General features: G+C 68.4%; 12 protein-coding genes and 1 pseudogene. 6 read left to right on the top strand and 7 right to left on the bottom strand.

Annotated elements, in window-relative coordinates; all coding sequences use genetic code 11:
* The 3 genes and pseudogenes from ABZ552_RS33080 to ABZ552_RS33070 form a co-directional block, all read left to right on the top strand.
* Positions 1 to 819: pseudogene (locus ABZ552_RS33080) on the top strand (DNA-directed RNA polymerase subunit beta); the annotation flags it as partial.
* 99 nt (positions 820 to 918) lie between these two features.
* On the top strand, positions 919 to 4,872 hold the full coding sequence (locus ABZ552_RS33075; RefSeq protein ID WP_281875717.1) for a DNA-directed RNA polymerase subunit beta': 3,954 nt from the start codon (positions 919 to 921) through the stop codon (positions 4,870 to 4,872).
* Positions 4,873 to 4,950: 78 nt separating this feature from the next.
* Positions 4,951 to 5,475, top strand: a complete 525-nt coding sequence (locus ABZ552_RS33070; protein WP_357441804.1) for a DUF4442 domain-containing protein — start codon at positions 4,951 to 4,953, stop codon at positions 5,473 to 5,475.
* A gap of 451 nt (positions 5,476 to 5,926) precedes the next feature.
* Here ABZ552_RS33070 and ABZ552_RS33065 read toward each other — a convergent pair whose 3' ends face one another.
* A complete protein-coding gene (locus tag ABZ552_RS33065) occupies positions 5,927 to 6,937 on the bottom strand; it encodes an aldo/keto reductase (RefSeq protein ID WP_357441802.1) in 1,011 nt (336 codons plus the stop codon).
* A 100-nt stretch (positions 6,938 to 7,037) separates the two neighbouring features.
* On the opposite strand from ABZ552_RS33065, the gene ABZ552_RS33060 reads away from it, so the two are divergent.
* Positions 7,038 to 7,892 (top strand): helix-turn-helix transcriptional regulator, encoded by an 855-nt coding sequence (locus tag ABZ552_RS33060; RefSeq protein WP_281916504.1) that lies wholly within the window; start codon positions 7,038 to 7,040, stop codon positions 7,890 to 7,892.
* Here ABZ552_RS33060 and ABZ552_RS33055 read toward each other — a convergent pair.
* Positions 7,889 to 8,512 (bottom strand): hypothetical protein, encoded by a 624-nt coding sequence (locus tag ABZ552_RS33055; protein ID WP_357441800.1) that lies wholly within the window; start codon positions 8,510 to 8,512, stop codon positions 7,889 to 7,891. The two genes, ABZ552_RS33060 and ABZ552_RS33055, sit on opposite strands and share 4 nt — an antisense overlap.
* 234 nt (positions 8,513 to 8,746) lie before the next feature.
* Here ABZ552_RS33055 and ABZ552_RS33050 point away from each other — a divergent pair, with 234 nt between their 5' ends.
* On the top strand, positions 8,747 to 9,079 hold the full coding sequence (locus ABZ552_RS33050; protein WP_281875712.1) for a metalloregulator ArsR/SmtB family transcription factor: 333 nt from the start codon (positions 8,747 to 8,749) through the stop codon (positions 9,077 to 9,079).
* Positions 9,076 to 9,552 (top strand): SRPBCC family protein, encoded by a 477-nt coding sequence (locus ABZ552_RS33045; protein ID WP_357441798.1) that lies wholly within the window; start codon positions 9,076 to 9,078, stop codon positions 9,550 to 9,552. Before ABZ552_RS33050 ends, ABZ552_RS33045 begins: the two co-directional genes overlap by 4 nt.
* A gap of 52 nt (positions 9,553 to 9,604) precedes the next feature.
* Here the strand turns inward: ABZ552_RS33045 and ABZ552_RS33040 are convergent, their stop codons facing one another.
* From ABZ552_RS33040 to ABZ552_RS33020, 5 genes are all read right to left on the bottom strand, one after another.
* Entirely contained in the window at positions 9,605 to 11,011 is a 1,407-nt protein-coding gene (locus ABZ552_RS33040; RefSeq protein WP_357441796.1) for a cytochrome P450, read from the bottom strand.
* Entirely contained in the window at positions 11,008 to 12,168 is a 1,161-nt protein-coding gene (locus ABZ552_RS33035) for an MAB_1171c family putative transporter (RefSeq protein ID WP_281875706.1), read from the bottom strand. Before ABZ552_RS33035 ends, ABZ552_RS33040 begins: the two co-directional genes overlap by 4 nt.
* Positions 12,165 to 12,668: a hypothetical protein gene (locus ABZ552_RS33030; protein ID WP_357441794.1), complete on the bottom strand. Its 504-nt coding sequence runs from the start codon at positions 12,666 to 12,668 to the stop codon at positions 12,165 to 12,167. The genes ABZ552_RS33035 and ABZ552_RS33030 overlap by 4 nt, the downstream gene beginning before the upstream one ends.
* A 180-nt stretch (positions 12,669 to 12,848) precedes the next feature.
* Positions 12,849 to 13,838, bottom strand: a complete 990-nt coding sequence (locus ABZ552_RS33025) for a pirin family protein (RefSeq protein ID WP_281916507.1) — start codon at positions 13,836 to 13,838, stop codon at positions 12,849 to 12,851.
* Positions 13,835 to 14,629, bottom strand: coding sequence for a GNAT family N-acetyltransferase (locus ABZ552_RS33020; RefSeq protein WP_281875701.1), 795 nt, complete (start codon positions 14,627 to 14,629; stop codon positions 13,835 to 13,837). Before ABZ552_RS33020 ends, ABZ552_RS33025 begins: the two co-directional genes overlap by 4 nt.
* Positions 14,630 to 14,710 lie beyond the last annotated feature (81 nt).

Below are 14,710 nucleotides of genomic sequence, written 5' to 3'. Positions count from 1 at the left end.
GGCACCCCGGTCGACATCATCCTCAACACCCACGGTGTGCCGCGTCGTATGAACATCGGCCAGATCCTGGAAACCCATCTGGGCTGGATCGGCAAAGCAGGCTGGAAGGTCGACGTCGCCACCGACGGCACCCGCCCCGATTGGGCGCAGGCGCTGCCGGAACAGATGCTCGGCGCTCCGGCCGACTCCAACATCGCCACGCCGGTGTTCGACGGCGCGCGGGAGGAGGAGCTGACCGGTCTGCTGGCCTCGACGCTGCCCAACCGCGACGGCGAGCGGATGGTCAACGACGACGGCAAGGCCACGCTGTTCGACGGGCGTTCCGGTGAACCGTTCCCGTACCCGGTGGCGGTGGGCTACATGTACATCCTGAAGCTGCACCACCTGGTCGACGACAAGATCCACGCGCGCTCGACCGGCCCGTACTCGATGATCACCCAGCAGCCGCTGGGCGGTAAGGCGCAGTTCGGCGGCCAGCGTTTCGGCGAGATGGAGTGCTGGGCCATGCAGGCCTACGGCGCGGCCTACACCCTGCAGGAACTGCTGACCATCAAGTCCGACGACGTCGTCGGCCGCGTGAAGGTCTACGAGGCGATCGTCAAGGGCGAGAACATCCCGGAACCGGGCATCCCGGAATCGTTCAAGGTCCTGCTCAAAGAACTCCAGTCGCTGTGCCTCAACGTCGAAGTGCTGTCGTCCGACGGCGCCGCGATCGAGCTGCGCGAAGGCGAGGACGAGGACCTGGAGCGTGCGGCGGCCAACCTGGGCATCAACCTGTCGAGGAACGAAGCGGCCACCGTCGACGATCTGGCGAACTAGGCGGCAGGCCGGATGCCGCGCAGACGGCATCCGGCCCCGCACATAACTCACTAGTGAACTTTTGCTCGAATTCGACCCGCACAGGGGAAAGGAAGTTACGTGCTAGACGTCAACTTCTTCGATGAACTCCGGATCGGCCTGGCCACCGCCGAGGACATCCGTCAGTGGTCCTACGGCGAGGTGAAGAAGCCGGAGACCATCAACTACCGCACGCTCAAGCCGGAGAAGGACGGCCTGTTCTGCGAGAAGATCTTCGGTCCCACCCGGGACTGGGAGTGCTACTGCGGCAAGTACAAGCGCGTCCGCTTCAAGGGCATCATCTGTGAGCGCTGTGGCGTCGAGGTGACTCGCGCCAAGGTGCGCCGCGAGCGCATGGGCCACATCGAGCTGGCCGCTCCGGTCACCCACATCTGGTACTTCAAGGGCGTGCCCTCGCGCCTTGGCTACCTGCTCGACCTGGCGCCGAAGGATCTGGAGAAGATCATCTACTTCGCCGCCTACGTCATCGTGGCGGTCGACGAGGAGCTGCGGCACAACGAGCTGTCCACGCTCGAGGCCGAGATGGAGGTCGAGAAGAAGGCGGTCGCCGACCAGCGCGACGCCGACCTCGAGGCCCGCGCCCAGAAGCTCGAGGCCGACCTGGCCGAGCTGGAGGCCGAAGGCGCCAAGTCCGACGTCCGCCGCAAGGTCAAGGACGGCGGCGAGCGGGAGATGCGCCAGCTCCGCGACCGCGCCCAGCGTGAGCTGGACCGGCTGGAGGAGATCTGGAACACCTTCACGAAGCTGGCGCCCAAGCAGCTCATCGTCGACGAGGTGCTCTACCGTGAGCTGGTCGACCGCTACGGCGAGTACTTCACCGGCGCGATGGGCGCGGAGTCCATCCAGAAGCTGATGGAGAGCTTCGACATCGAGGCCGAGGCCGAGTCGCTGCGCGAGACCATTCGCACCGGCAAGGGCCAGAAGAAGCTGCGCGCGCTCAAGCGGCTCAAGGTCGTCGCGGCCTTCCAGGCCAACGGCAACTCGCCGATGGGCATGGTGCTCGACGCCGTTCCGGTGATCCCGCCGGAGCTGCGCCCGATGGTTCAGCTCGACGGTGGCCGCTTCGCCACCTCCGACCTGAACGACCTGTACCGTCGCGTGATCAACCGCAACAACCGCCTCAAGCGACTGATCGACCTCGGCGCGCCCGAGATCATCGTCAACAACGAGAAGCGGATGCTGCAGGAGTCCGTCGACGCCCTGTTCGACAACGGCCGCCGCGGCCGTCCGGTCACCGGGCCGGGCAACCGTCCGCTCAAGTCGCTGTCCGACCTGCTCAAGGGCAAGCAGGGCCGCTTCCGTCAGAACCTGCTCGGTAAGCGCGTCGACTACTCCGGCCGTTCGGTCATCGTCGTCGGTCCGCAGCTGAAGCTGCACCAGTGCGGTCTGCCCAAGCTGATGGCGCTGGAGCTGTTCAAGCCGTTCGTGATGAAGCGCCTGGTCGACCTGAACCACGCGCAGAACATCAAGTCCGCCAAGCGGATGGTGGAGCGGCAGCGGCCGCAGGTGTGGGACGTCCTCGAAGAGGTCATCGCCGAACACCCGGTGCTGCTCAACCGCGCGCCCACCCTGCACCGTCTCGGTATCCAGGCCTTCGAGCCGCAGCTGGTGGAAGGCAAGGCCATCCAGCTGCACCCGCTGGTCTGTGAGGCGTTCAACGCCGACTTCGACGGTGACCAGATGGCCGTGCACCTGCCGCTGTCGGCGGAGGCGCAGGCCGAGGCGCGCGTGCTGATGCTGTCGTCGAACAACATCCTGTCGCCCGCTTCCGGCCGGCCGCTGGCCATGCCGCGTCTGGACATGGTGACCGGTCTGTACTACCTGACCCGTCTGGAAGAGGGCGCGAAGGGCTCCTACCAGCCGGCCACCGCCGACGGTCCGGAGCGGGGCGTGTACTCCTCGCCCGCCGAGGCGCAGATGGCGGTGGACCGCGGTGAGCTCACCGTGCGTTCGCTGATCAAGGTCCGGCTGACCGACCAGCGTCCGCCCAAGGACGTCGAGGCGGAGCTGTTCCCGGAGGGCTGGCGGCGCGGCGACGCGTGGACCACCGAGACGACGCTGGGCCGGGTGCTGTTCAACGAGCTGCTGCCCGCGGACTACGCGTTCATCAACGAGCAGATGCCCAAGAAGCGCCAGGCGACGATCATCAACGATCTCGCCGAGCGTTACCCGATGATCGTGGTCGCGCAGACCGTCGACAAGCTCAAGGACGCCGGCTTCTACTGGGCCACGCGTTCCGGCGTGACGGTCTCCATGTCCGACGTGCTCGTGCCGCCGGAGAAGGCCGAGATCATGGAGCGCTACGAGGCGCAGTCGGATCAGATCGAGAAGAAGTACCAGCGTGGTGCGCTCGATCACCAGGAGCGCAACAACGCCCTGGTCAAGATCTGGCAGGAGGCGACCGAGGAGGTCGGTAAGGCGCTGCGCGCGCACTACCCGGCCGACAACCCGATCATCACGATCGTCGACTCGGGCGCCACGGGTAACTTCACCCAGACCCGTACCCTCGCCGGTATGAAGGGCCTGGTGACGAACCCGAAGGGTGAGTTCATCCCGCGGCCGATCAAGTCCTCCTTCCGTGAGGGCCTGACGGTTCTGGAGTACTTCATCAACACCCACGGCGCTCGTAAGGGTCTGGCCGACACCGCGCTGCGCACCGCCGACTCGGGTTACCTGACCCGTCGTCTGGTGGACGTCTCGCAGGACGTCATCGTGCGCGAGCACGACTGCGGCACCGAGCGCGGCATCGTGGTGCCGATCGCGGAGAAGCAGCTCGACGGCTCGATCATCCGCGACGCGCACGTGGAGACCTCCACCTACGCGCGGACGCTCGCGGCCGACGCGCTCGACGCGCAGGGCAACGTCATCGTGGCGAAGGGCGCCGACCTCGGCGACCCGGCGCTGGAGGCGCTGCTGGAGGCCGGCATCACCGAGGTGAAGGTCCGCTCCGTGCTGACCTGCACCACCGGCACCGGCGTGTGCGCGACCTGCTACGGCCGCTCGATGGCGACCGGCAAGCTGGTCGACATCGGTGAGGCCGTCGGTATCGTCGCCGCGCAGTCCATCGGTGAGCCCGGTACCCAGCTGACCATGCGCACCTTCCACCAGGGTGGTGTCGCGGGTGACGACATCACCGGCGGTCTGCCCCGCGTGCAGGAGCTGTTCGAGGCGCGCGTGCCGAAGGGCAAGGCGCCTATCGCCGAGGTCTCCGGTCGCGTGCGGCTGGAGGACGACGATCGCTTCTACAAGATCACCATCATCCCGGATGACGGTGGCGAAGAGGTTGTCTACGACAAGCTCTCGAAGCGTCAGCGTCTGCGCGTGTTCAAGCACGACGATGGCACCGAGCGCCTGCTCTCGGACGGTGACCACGTCGAGGTCGGCCAGCAGCTGCTGGAAGGCGCGGCGGATCCGCACGAGGTGCTGCGCATCATGGGCCCGCGTCAGGTTCAGGTCCACCTGGTCCACGAGGTCCAGGAGGTCTATCGGTCGCAGGGTGTGTCGATCCACGACAAGCACATCGAGGTCATCGTGCGCCAGATGCTGCGTCGCGTGACGATCATCGACTCGGGCGCCACGGAGTTCCTGCCCGGCTCGCTCACCGAGCGCGCCGAGTTCGAGGCCGCCAACCGTCGCGTCGTCGCCGAGGGCAACGAGCCCGCGGCGGGTCGCCCGGTGCTGATGGGTATCACCAAGGCGTCGCTGGCCACCGACTCGTGGCTGTCGGCGGCGTCCTTCCAGGAGACCACCCGAGTCCTGACGGACGCGGCGATCAACTGCCGCTCCGACAAGCTCATCGGCCTCAAGGAGAACGTGATCATCGGTAAGTTGATCCCGGCCGGTACCGGTATCAACCGCTACCGCAACATCCAGGTGCAGCCGACCGAGGAAGCCCGTGCCGCCGCGTACGCGGTGCCGTCCTACGACGACACCTACTACAGCCCGGACAGCTTCGGTCAGACCACCGGCGCCGCAGTCCCGCTCGACGACTACGGCTTCAGCGACTACCGCTGATCCGTCAGCCGTAAGGCATCCGGCCCCCGCTCCGTTCTGGAGCGGGGGCCGGATTCGTTTGCGCGTGGTGGACAACCGGTGCGCGAGTCAGTAAAACTGGAACAGGTTTCAGTTCTGTTCCTGGAGGTGGCGGTGGACGGCGTGGCGTTGGCGGACCTGGTAGTGGCCGGGTTCCGGAAGCTGGGGTTCATCCGGTACGCGGGAGTGGAATGGGAGGAGTTCGCGGCCGGGCGCAACGTGGTGTCGATCGTGCCGAGGGCGGAACATCTGAATCACAACGGGGATCTGCACGCCGCGGTGTTGTTCGGGATGGCCGAGACCGCGGCGATGGGCGCGTCGGTGTCGGGAATCGTGGATCTGATGGGGGATACGTTCATCGTCGCCAAGGACGGGCGTATCGAGTACAAGGCCCGTGCCAAAGGGGAGGCGGGGCCGTTTCGCGCGACTTCCGCGTTCTCCGACGAGACGCTGGCGAAGATGCGGGCGGACATCGAGGCGAGAGTGCCACTCGAACTCGAAGTTCCGGTGGACATCACCGACAACACCGGAAGGACGGTCGCTGTAGCGGCATTCACGGCCGTGCTTCGTCCACGTCGGTCCTGATCTCGCCCAAGGTGCTCGGCTCGGAATGATCGGCGGTACGCCAGGAACCGGTGCCGCGGCTGAGTGCCTGGACGGGATGATCAGCCGTGCTTCACAGGGGCGCGGCCGGTATTGCGGCCGAGCGTCTGGATGCCGCGCACGCCGGTGCGGTGCGAATCGCGGGGCGGGCATCGTCACCGGCCCGTTGTCGCGGCGAGAAAGTCCATCGCCGCACTGCTGCCGCGGATTTCCGGCCGGGTGACCGGCTCGACCGTCGGGGTATCGGGGCGCTGCGCTCGCAGGCGGTCTTCGCCGCCGAGTTGAGGATCAGCCGCCAGGCGCCCAACAAGTTGACGGCCCCGGCGACACCGTGGTCGGGGCGCTTGCGATACGGGGTCCGGACCGGCGGTGCTATATGGCGCGCGGTGGGTGGTCCGAAGCGCGGCCCGGCAACCACGCTCCGGACGCTATCTCACTGCTCGCTGTCGAGCATCGCCATCTGCGCCGTGGCGTAGCGGTCGCCCGCGACCCGGTCGGCGGGTACGGCCGCTTCGATGGTGGACAACTCCTCGTCGGTGAGCGAGAGATCCAGCGTGCGTATGGCTTCCGCCCAGCGCTCGCGGCGGCGGGTGCCGATGAGCGGCACGATGTCGTCGCCTCGGGTCAGCGCCCAGGCGATGGCCAGTTGCGCCACCGAGGCGTCCTTGCGCGCCGCGATCTCGGTCAGCACGCGAACCAGCTCCAGATTCCGGTCGAGGTTCTCGCCCTGGAAACGCGGGCTGTGGGCGCGGAAATCGCTCGTGGCGAAGGTGGCGCCGGGCTTGATCGCATCGCTGAGCAGGCCGCGGGAGAGCACGCCGTAGGCGGTGACGCCGATGCCGAGTTCGCGGCAGACGGGCAGGATTCGCTGCTCGATGCCCCGGGAGATCAGCGAGTACTCGATCTGCAAGTCCACGATGGGGTGCACGGCCGCCGCCCGCCGGATGGTCTCCGGCCCGACCTCCGACAGGCCCACGTGGCGCACGTATCCGGCCTCGATCAGCTCACCGATGGCGCCGACGGTGTCCTCGATCGGCACGTCCGGATCCAGCCGGGCGGGGCGGTAGATGTCGATGTGGTCGACGCCGAGCCGCTGCAGGCTGTAAGTCAGGAAATTGCGCAGCGCGGCCGGGCGGTTGTCTATGCCGACGAAAGCGCCGTCGGGCCCGCGCAGCGCGCCGAACTTCACGCTCAGGACCACGTCCTCGCGGGGACGCTCGGCGATGGCCTTGCCGATCAGCATCTCGTTGTGTCCCGCACCGTAGAAATCGCCGGTATCGATGAGGTTGACGCCGGAGTCCAGCGCCGCGTGGATGGTCGCGGTCGATTCGGCGTCGTCGGTCGCGCCGTACGCGCCGGACATGCTCATCGCGCCGAGGCCGATGCGGCTCACGGTCGGGCCGGTGGCCCCGAGCCGCACTTCGTCGATCTTCGTTGTCGTCATGGGATCAGCCTGCGCCGGTCGCGAGCGACGCGGGAGAGATCGCTTATCGGAGGAGCGGCGATCCCTGGCTGAGCACGCCGTTCCGGGGGACAGTTATGGCATGGACCGCCCCGAACTCGCCGATTTCCTGCGCCGCCGCCGCGAGCAGCTCACGCCCGCCGAGGTGGGGTTGCCGCCCGGTATCCGGCGGCGCACGCCGGGGCTGCGCCGCGATGAGGTCGCCCTGCTCGCGGGCATCTCGACCGACTACTACACCCGGCTCGAGCAATCGCGCGGCCCGCGTCCCTCCACCCAGGTGCTCGCCTCGCTCGCCCGTGCCCTGCGTTTCGGCAACGACGAACGCGACCACCTCTACCACCTGTGCGACCACGCCCCGCCGGGACGTGAGACGACCGACAAGCACGTGGGCCCCGGCCTGATGCACCTGCTCGCCAAGCTGGACGACACCGCGGCCACCGTCGTCACCGATCTCGGCGAGGTTCTCGTGCAGAACCGGATGCACACCCTGCTCGTCGGCGATCACGGCGACCGCCGCGGGTGGGATCGGTACTACGCCTACCGCTGGTTCACCGACCCTTCGGCGCGCGCCATCTTCCCGGAGGAGGACTGGGATCGGCTCGGCCACAACCACGTCGCCGATCTGCGTGCCACGGCCGCGCGCCGCGCGGGCGACGCGGACGTGACCGAGCTGATCATCGAGCTGCGCTCCGCGAGTCCCGAGTTCGACCGGCTCTGGAACGAGCACCACGTGGCCGTACGGCTGTCGGATATCAAGCGCATCCGGCATCCGCAGGTCGGACTGATCGACGTCGTCTGCGAAACCCTGCTCACGCCCAATGCCGCCCAGCGCCTGCTGGTCTACCTACCGCGTCCGGGCACCGACGCCGCCGAGAAACTGGACTTGCTGCGGGTGATCGGCACGCAGCGGCTGACGCCCGCCGACCGGCTCGACTAGGGCGCGGTGACGTACTCGAGCGCCGCGTCGACGGCGGGCTGTCCGCCGCCGATGACGTACCCGGCCATCGCGCCGATCGCGGCTCCCGCGACCGCGGCGACCGGCACCGTGATGAAGTCGAGCACGAACAGTCCGAGCGGGAAGCCGACGATGAAGCCGATCGCGGCGCCGATCCCGGCTCCCGCCAGGATGGTCGGCATGACCTTCTCGGCCTCGGCGTAGAACCGCTCCTGGGCGCCGATATCGCGCAACGGCGCGTCGGCCATCGCGACCGGTGCCACGGTGAGCCGGTGGCCCGCGTCCTCGAGCACGGGCCGCAGGGACACGCGCTGGTCTCCGATGCGCAGCGTCATCGGCAGTGCGGCGACGATTTGTCCGTCGCGATCGGCGACCGTCACCACCCGGTCGTCGTGGGCCAGCTCGAACGTCCCGTCCTGAAGGGTCGCCACCGCCGCGCGGCGGTCCTCGGTGGCCGCGACCTCGTAGGCGACCTGGTGGAACGTGCCGTGCAGGTCGAGCGGCGCGTCGGCGGGCGCGGGCTGCGCGTGTGCGGCGCTCGTGGTGAGTGCGGTGGCCGCCAGCGCCACCAAAGCCGCCGCGGTGATTTGGGAGATCCTCATCATGCTCTTTCCATGTCCCGCCCCCGTGTCCGGTTCGTCCGGACAAGATACCGCTCGCGGGGTCCGATCAGAAGTGCTGAGTCGCAGTTCTGCACCGATTCCCCCGCGAAAGACCCTGGCCTACTTCGCCACCGGATGCTCGCGGTGTGGCTGCGGTATTCGCGGCCGACCGTCGCTCGAGTCGCCGGCGATTCCCTCTTGACGTCCGCGCCTCGATGCGAAACACTGAACTAGATGGTTCAGTATGACTTCTTGGATGCCTCCTTCGGGGCGCTCGCGGATCCCACCCGGCGTGGGATCCTGGAACGCCTCGGCAGGGGGCCCGCGACCGTCAGTGAGCTGGCGGAACGCTTCGAGATGACGCTCACCGGCGTCAAGAAGCACATCCAGCTGCTGGAGGCCGCGGGCATGGTGATCACGGAGAAGCGCGGCCGGGTGCGGTACTGCCGCCTCGGCGAGAACGTCTTCGACCGCGAGGTGGCCTGGATGCAGGGTTACCGGCGGATGGTGGAAGCGCGGCTGGACCGTCTCGGTGAATTCCTCGAACGAACGGAGCAGGAGCGATGAGCACAACCACGAACGAGGCCGTCATCACGGCCGACACCGACCGCACGATCCACGTGGAGCGGATCTTCGACGCCTCGCTCGAGCGCGTGTGGGACGCCTACAGCAGACTCGAGCTGCTCGCCCAGTGGTGGGGGCGCGGCAACCGGCTCGACATCGAGCGCTGGGAGTTTCGTCCGGGCGGGCACTGGCGTTTCGTCGAGCACGCCGAAGGGGAAGCCCACGGCTTCGAGGGCCGCTTCCGCGAGGTCACCCCGCGGGAGCGCATCGTGTACTCCTTCGAGTGGGACGGCATGCCCGCCCACGTGGCGATCGACAGCGTCAGCTTCGTCGATCTCGGCGACGGTCGTACCAAGGTGGTCACCGACAGTCAGTTCCACACGCCGCAGGAGCGGGACGGAATGCTCCAGTCCGGCATGGAGTCCGGGCTCAACGAGAGCTACCGCGCACTGGACGCCTTGCTCGCACGCGGCTGAGCCGGAACGCTTCGGCTCCGGTCGCGGGATCGGAGCCGAAGCGCGCGGGCGGTCAACCGTCGCGCCGGGAGACCCTGAGGCGCAAGCGATCCGGCTTCAAGGTGATCGTCTCCTGCACGCGCAGTACGTAATCCGGATCAGGGCTCAGATCGAACGCGCGCAACAGCGTCGCCAAGACCAGCACCATCTCGTGCTGCGCGAATTGGCGGCCGATGCAGGCGCGCATGCCCACGCCGAACGGCCGGTACAGCTCCGGATGGCGGCCGCGCACGCGCTCGGGGAGGAAACGGTCGGGATCGAACTGTTCGGGATCACCACCCCACAGCTCGTGCCGATGGAGCTGGAGCAGAACGACGAACACCCACTCGTTCTTCTCGAACGGGTAGCGCCCGTCCAGCATCGTGTCCGCGCGCGCCTTGCGGAAATACCCCGGAGCCGTCGGCCACAGCCGGAGCGTCTCGTCCACGATGCGCCGCACATAGCGCAGTTTCGCGACCTGCTCGAACGCGATGTCATCGCCGCCGCAGACCTCGTCGACTTCCTGGCGGGCCCGAGCGGCCACGGCCGGGTCGACCGACAGATAGTGCAGCGCGAAGGCCAGGACGCCCGCGGTGGTCTCGTGGCCTGCGGTGAGGAACGTGAGAATCTGGTGGCGGACATTGGTCGGATCGAGCAGTTCCCCCGTTTCCGGATCCGGCACGGTGAGCATTCGATCCAGCAGGTCGCCGTGCGCGCCCGCGCCCTCCCGCCTGCGCTGTGCGATCACCTCATCGATCGTCCGGTTGACGAGGTCCACGTCGCGCCGGTGCTGAGCGCGCTGCTCGCGGAACACGGTGCGTTCGACGAGCGGGTGGGAATAGGCGGCGCGGTTGATGTAGGTCAGAGCGCGCAGCATCGCGGCGACCACGGGGTGCGGGTCGGGGCGGGTGAACGACTCGAAGTCGTAGCCGAACGCGGCCCGCCCGATGACTTCCAGAGCGACCTTGTTGGTGTCGGCCGGTACGTCGACCCATTCGCCCGCCCGTGCCGTCCAGTACTCGACGAGCTCGGCAGCACAGGATCGCATGGTGGCGTGGTAGCCGCGCATGGCCGCCGCGGTGAACGACGGCGCGAGGATGGCGTGGGCCTTGGCCCAGTTCGGTTCGGAGTTGTGCGCGGTGAACAGCCCGTCCCCGGCGACGGTGCGCAGATCGCGGATCGGCACGCCCAGGAATTTGGCCCAGAGCGCGTCGTCGTTGATCTCGCGCAGCAGGTCCGGATCCGACACATACGTCACGCGGGTCCCGAAGATGTTGCGTTCATAGATGCCGCCGTACTTCTGCGCGCCGCGCATGCCCCATTGACTGCTGTCGGTGACGTGCAGATCCCATACGTCACCGGCCAGGGGCAGCCTGAACGGCGGGTGCGGCAACTGCCGGTCACTCGCCCGGATCCGGTGCTGGGAATTCGTCGTGGTCATCTTGCTCCGTCCAGTTGTGCGCACAGGTAGGTCTGCGCCCGTCCCCAATGCCGCGCGACACGGCGCAACGTACGGGTTTCATCGACGATGTCTCGACCGGGCCCCGACGCCTGCAGCCGAAGATAGGAACCCGGCTGAGCGCCAAGGGCTTTGCGATGCGAGGCGCGCGCGATCTGCACCGCCTCGGCGACGTCAGCGGGCACGTCGGCCGGTAGTGGTTCGGCGAAGCGCCCGAGCACGAGCAGCGCGTCCCGGATCTCGACGACCATCCGGTGCAGGCGACGTCGCGGGTCCGGGTCGGGGTCGGAGTGCGCGGGGCGCGGGATCTCGGCGCACGTCGTCACCAGGTCCCGCCACATCGGGGTCAGCTGTCGTATGGTGCGCGAAGCCGAATCGATGCCCAGCCGCCGCGCGATCTCGGTGCCCACGCGGGCGCCCGCCGCCAGCGAGCCGAGGCCCACCATGTAGACGAAGTTGTTCTCGTTGGCCCGGAACCGGAAATCGACGAACGCCGTGCCGGTCCCGCTCGCCGCGCAGACCGAGCTGGCGAAGATGGAGACGGCTTCCTCCAGCGTCCAGGCGCCGACGACCAAGATCAGCAGATAGGTGAACCTGTGCGAGGGCCGCAGCTGACCCGCGCGCAGCTCCCGGACGCTGGCCGCGAACACCAGAAGCCCGGTCACCCCGCACCACCCGGAGAAGAACGCGAAGTAGGCGACCGTTTGCCAGCCCTCGGTCCGGTCGATGTACTGGCCCAGGGCGCGAGCGTGCGCGCCGAGCAGCAGCATCAGCGTCATCGATACGCCCGCCGCGACCCACACGGTCCGCCGCATCCGCCGGTACCCGGCCGAAGCCTGCTCCGACCATCGTTCCGACCACGATTGCGCCAGCACGATCAGGGGCGCGAAGGTCGCGACGATGAACGTGGTGCCGAGTTGCCTGGTGAAGCCGATGCCGAGCAGGCCGGCGTCGGCCAGGGCGGTCTGCACGGTCCCTTCGCGCAGCAGCGCCGCGATCACCGCGCAGATCAGGGCATAGGTCACCTGGCGTTCGCTGGGCCGGGACCGGCCGTGCAGCCACGCCAGGCGCAGCAGGGCCACGAGCGCGCTGCCTCCGATGATCAGCCACGCGATGACCGGTGGGGCCGAGGAGGTCACTCCTCACCACCCCAGAACGATCGCATCGGCCGCGAGGAACGCCAGCGGGAGACACCCGACAGCAGCAGGTCCGCGAACAGCTCGGCCTCGTCTTCCTGATCGTCGGCGAACTCGCTGCGTCCGAGTACCCGCCGGACCATGGCCGGGTCGATGCTCGGCAGCAGCTGCCGCACTCCCGTCAGGCCCGCGGTCCCGGCATTGTGATCGAGCACCATATGGCCGGTCTCGTGCGCGATGATCTGATCGATATGGAAATCGGTCGTGCCCGCGGCGTAGGCGAACACGTCCACATCGGTGCAATCGAGCCACAGACCGCACGGCGTGCCGCGGCCCGGTTCCAGGGTTCCCGGCAACAACGTCGAAGCGACCGGCACGAGTTGGATCGGCCGCCCGCGCCACTCGCCCAAGGCGGCCAGGAATTTCTCTCTGTGCCAAGGCGACGGAACGAGTTTCAGCACGGCCTCGCGCGCAGCCATCACCCGCTGCGTCGAGTCGTCCATCGGAAGCCCCCTCCCCACCGAAAAACGGGTGGCGACTTGACTTTACAACGACCGACGGACGCAGGCCGAGGCGGAAGCCGGCTGAGTGCGGGCCGGTGCTCCCTGAGGACCCGGCCGCCCGGCCGGGAAGGTGAACCGGCCCCCTCACCACCCGCCGCGCGGAATACGCGGCGCCGCGACTCAGTCCCGGGCGGGGCCGATCCGGCGCTTGCGTGGCTTCAGGTGCAGTCCGGGCAGTGGCGGCGCCGGAATGCGCTGCTGCGGGGTATGGCCGGCGATGTCGGCGAATCGGGTGACGTCGTGGTTCTCCCAATCCGCCCGAGCGGCGGTGATGTCCTCGTGGCTGCGGCCGACGAAGTTCCACCACATCACCAGCTCCTCGCCGAACGGTTCGCCGCCGATCAGCGCGAAGTGCGCGCCGCCTTCGCTGCCGAACCGCAGTTCGTCGCGCTCGGTGCCCAGGTACAGCAGGGGGCCGGGAGCGAGCTCCTCGCCCGCGACGGTCACCTCGCCCTCGATCACCAGCACCGCGTGCTCGAAACGAGGGTCGAGCGGAAGGGTGACGTCGGCGCCGGCCGCCAGCCGCACATCGGCGCCGACGATGGGGGTGTAGGCGATCGCGGGCGAGGTCTTCCCGGCCAGAGCGCCGATCAGCACGATCGCCCGGAGGCCGGGCGTTTCCACGACCGGTAGTTCGCGATGCTGCTCGAAATGCGGGGCGATGCCGGTGCGGTCGCCCGGCAGGGCGATCCACAGCTGCAGGCCGTGCCCGGCGGGCGCGCCCGCGACGGCGTACTCGGAGTGGGCGATGCCGCGTCCGGAGGTCATCAGGTTCAGCTGACCGGGTTCGATCTCCACGTCCGAGCCCACCGAGTCGCGATGCCGGATGCGGCCCTCGAACGGCCAGGTCACCGTTTGCAGGCCGATGTGCGGATGCGGATCGATGTCCGGCGGCGCACCGGTCTTGGTGACCGTCGGCGAGCCGAAGTGGTCGAGGAAGCACCACGCGCCGACGGTGGGCAGGTCCCGCTGCGGCAGCACGCGTTCGACGAAGACGCCGCGCACCCCGCCGAGCGGCACCTCACGGGCCGGATACCGCTCCGCGACCGGGCCGGGGCCCGGCGCGGGTTCACACAGCGTCTCGGCCGGGCGGGGGTCGAGATCACTCACCGATCGACGCCCTTGCCGATCACGTGCTTGTCGTAATCCGGGTGCTTGTCCAGGTACGCCTTGATGAACGGGCACACCGGACGGATCACGCGCCCGCGCTCGACGACGTCCTCGATCGCGCTCTTGGCCAGGACGGAGCCGAGGCCCTTGCCGGAGAACGCGCCGTCGACCTCGGTGTGCGTGAACACGGTCTCGTCGTCGCGCTCCTCGTAGTCGGCGAATCCCGCCAGCTCCCCGCCGTAGAACACCTCGTAGCGATGCCGCTCGTCGTTGCGGACGACCTTGGACTGCGAAGCCGATTCGGTCATGGTTGTCTTCTCCTTCCGTGCGCGGACCGGATGTCTGCTGAGAATCGAGACCCGATTGAACGCGCCGATCGTGGTGGCCACCCAGATGACGACGGACAACTGGTCGTCCGTCAGATACCGGCGCGCCGACGCGTACTCACGCTCGACGACGTCTTCGCCGGGAAGCGTCGCGGTGATTTCCGCTACCGCGAGCACGGCCCGCTCGAACGGGGTGTACGGGCCGCCGCGCCGCCAGCCGGGCAGCACCGCGATCTCCTGCTCGGTGGCGCCGGCTGCCAGGGCGGCCCGGTAGTGCACGTCCAGGCAGTACGCGCAGCCGTTGAGCTGGGAGACGCGCAGATTGACCAGTTCGATGATCCGGCGATCCAGACCCACCGCCGCTCCCGCGGCCCTGACCTCGTTCGCGACGCTGTTGAGCGCGCGGAACGCGGCCGGCGTCTGCTTATCGATCCAGACGCGGTCGCGTGGCGCTTCGGGCTTCATATTCGTGGGATGTTAGTCGCCGCCGGTGAACGGCGCAGACCAGGCCGCCGGATAAGCGGACTTCGGTCCGAAAGTTTGCGC

This window comes from Nocardia sp. NPDC019219 (assembly GCF_040632645.1).
GTDB lineage: Bacteria > Actinomycetota > Actinomycetes > Mycobacteriales > Mycobacteriaceae > Nocardia > Nocardia sputorum.
Note: the sequence above shows the minus strand (reverse complement) of the source record. Positions and strands in the feature narration are given on the sequence as shown.

Bases quoted from the DNA above. Each gene is read 5' to 3' on its own strand.
- ABZ552_RS33030 (WP_357441794.1), bottom strand. From the start codon at position 12,668: ATGGACGACTCGACGCAGCGGGTGATGGCTGCGCGCGAGGCCGTGCTG.
- ABZ552_RS33040 (WP_357441796.1), bottom strand. From the start codon at position 11,011: ATGACCACGACGAATTCCCAGCACCGGATCCGGGCGAGTGACCGGCAG.
- ABZ552_RS33020 (WP_281875701.1), bottom strand. From the start codon at position 14,629: ATGAAGCCCGAAGCGCCACGCGACCGCGTCTGGATCGATAAGCAGACG.
- ABZ552_RS33055 (WP_357441800.1), bottom strand. From the start codon at position 8,512: ATGAGGATCTCCCAAATCACCGCGGCGGCTTTGGTGGCGCTGGCGGCC.
- ABZ552_RS33060 (WP_281916504.1), top strand. From the start codon at position 7,038: ATGGACCGCCCCGAACTCGCCGATTTCCTGCGCCGCCGCCGCGAGCAG.
- ABZ552_RS33050 (WP_281875712.1), top strand. From the start codon at position 8,747: ATGGTTCAGTATGACTTCTTGGATGCCTCCTTCGGGGCGCTCGCGGAT.
- ABZ552_RS33045 (WP_357441798.1), top strand. From the start codon at position 9,076: ATGAGCACAACCACGAACGAGGCCGTCATCACGGCCGACACCGACCGC.
- ABZ552_RS33065 (WP_357441802.1), bottom strand. From the start codon at position 6,937: ATGACGACAACGAAGATCGACGAAGTGCGGCTCGGGGCCACCGGCCCG.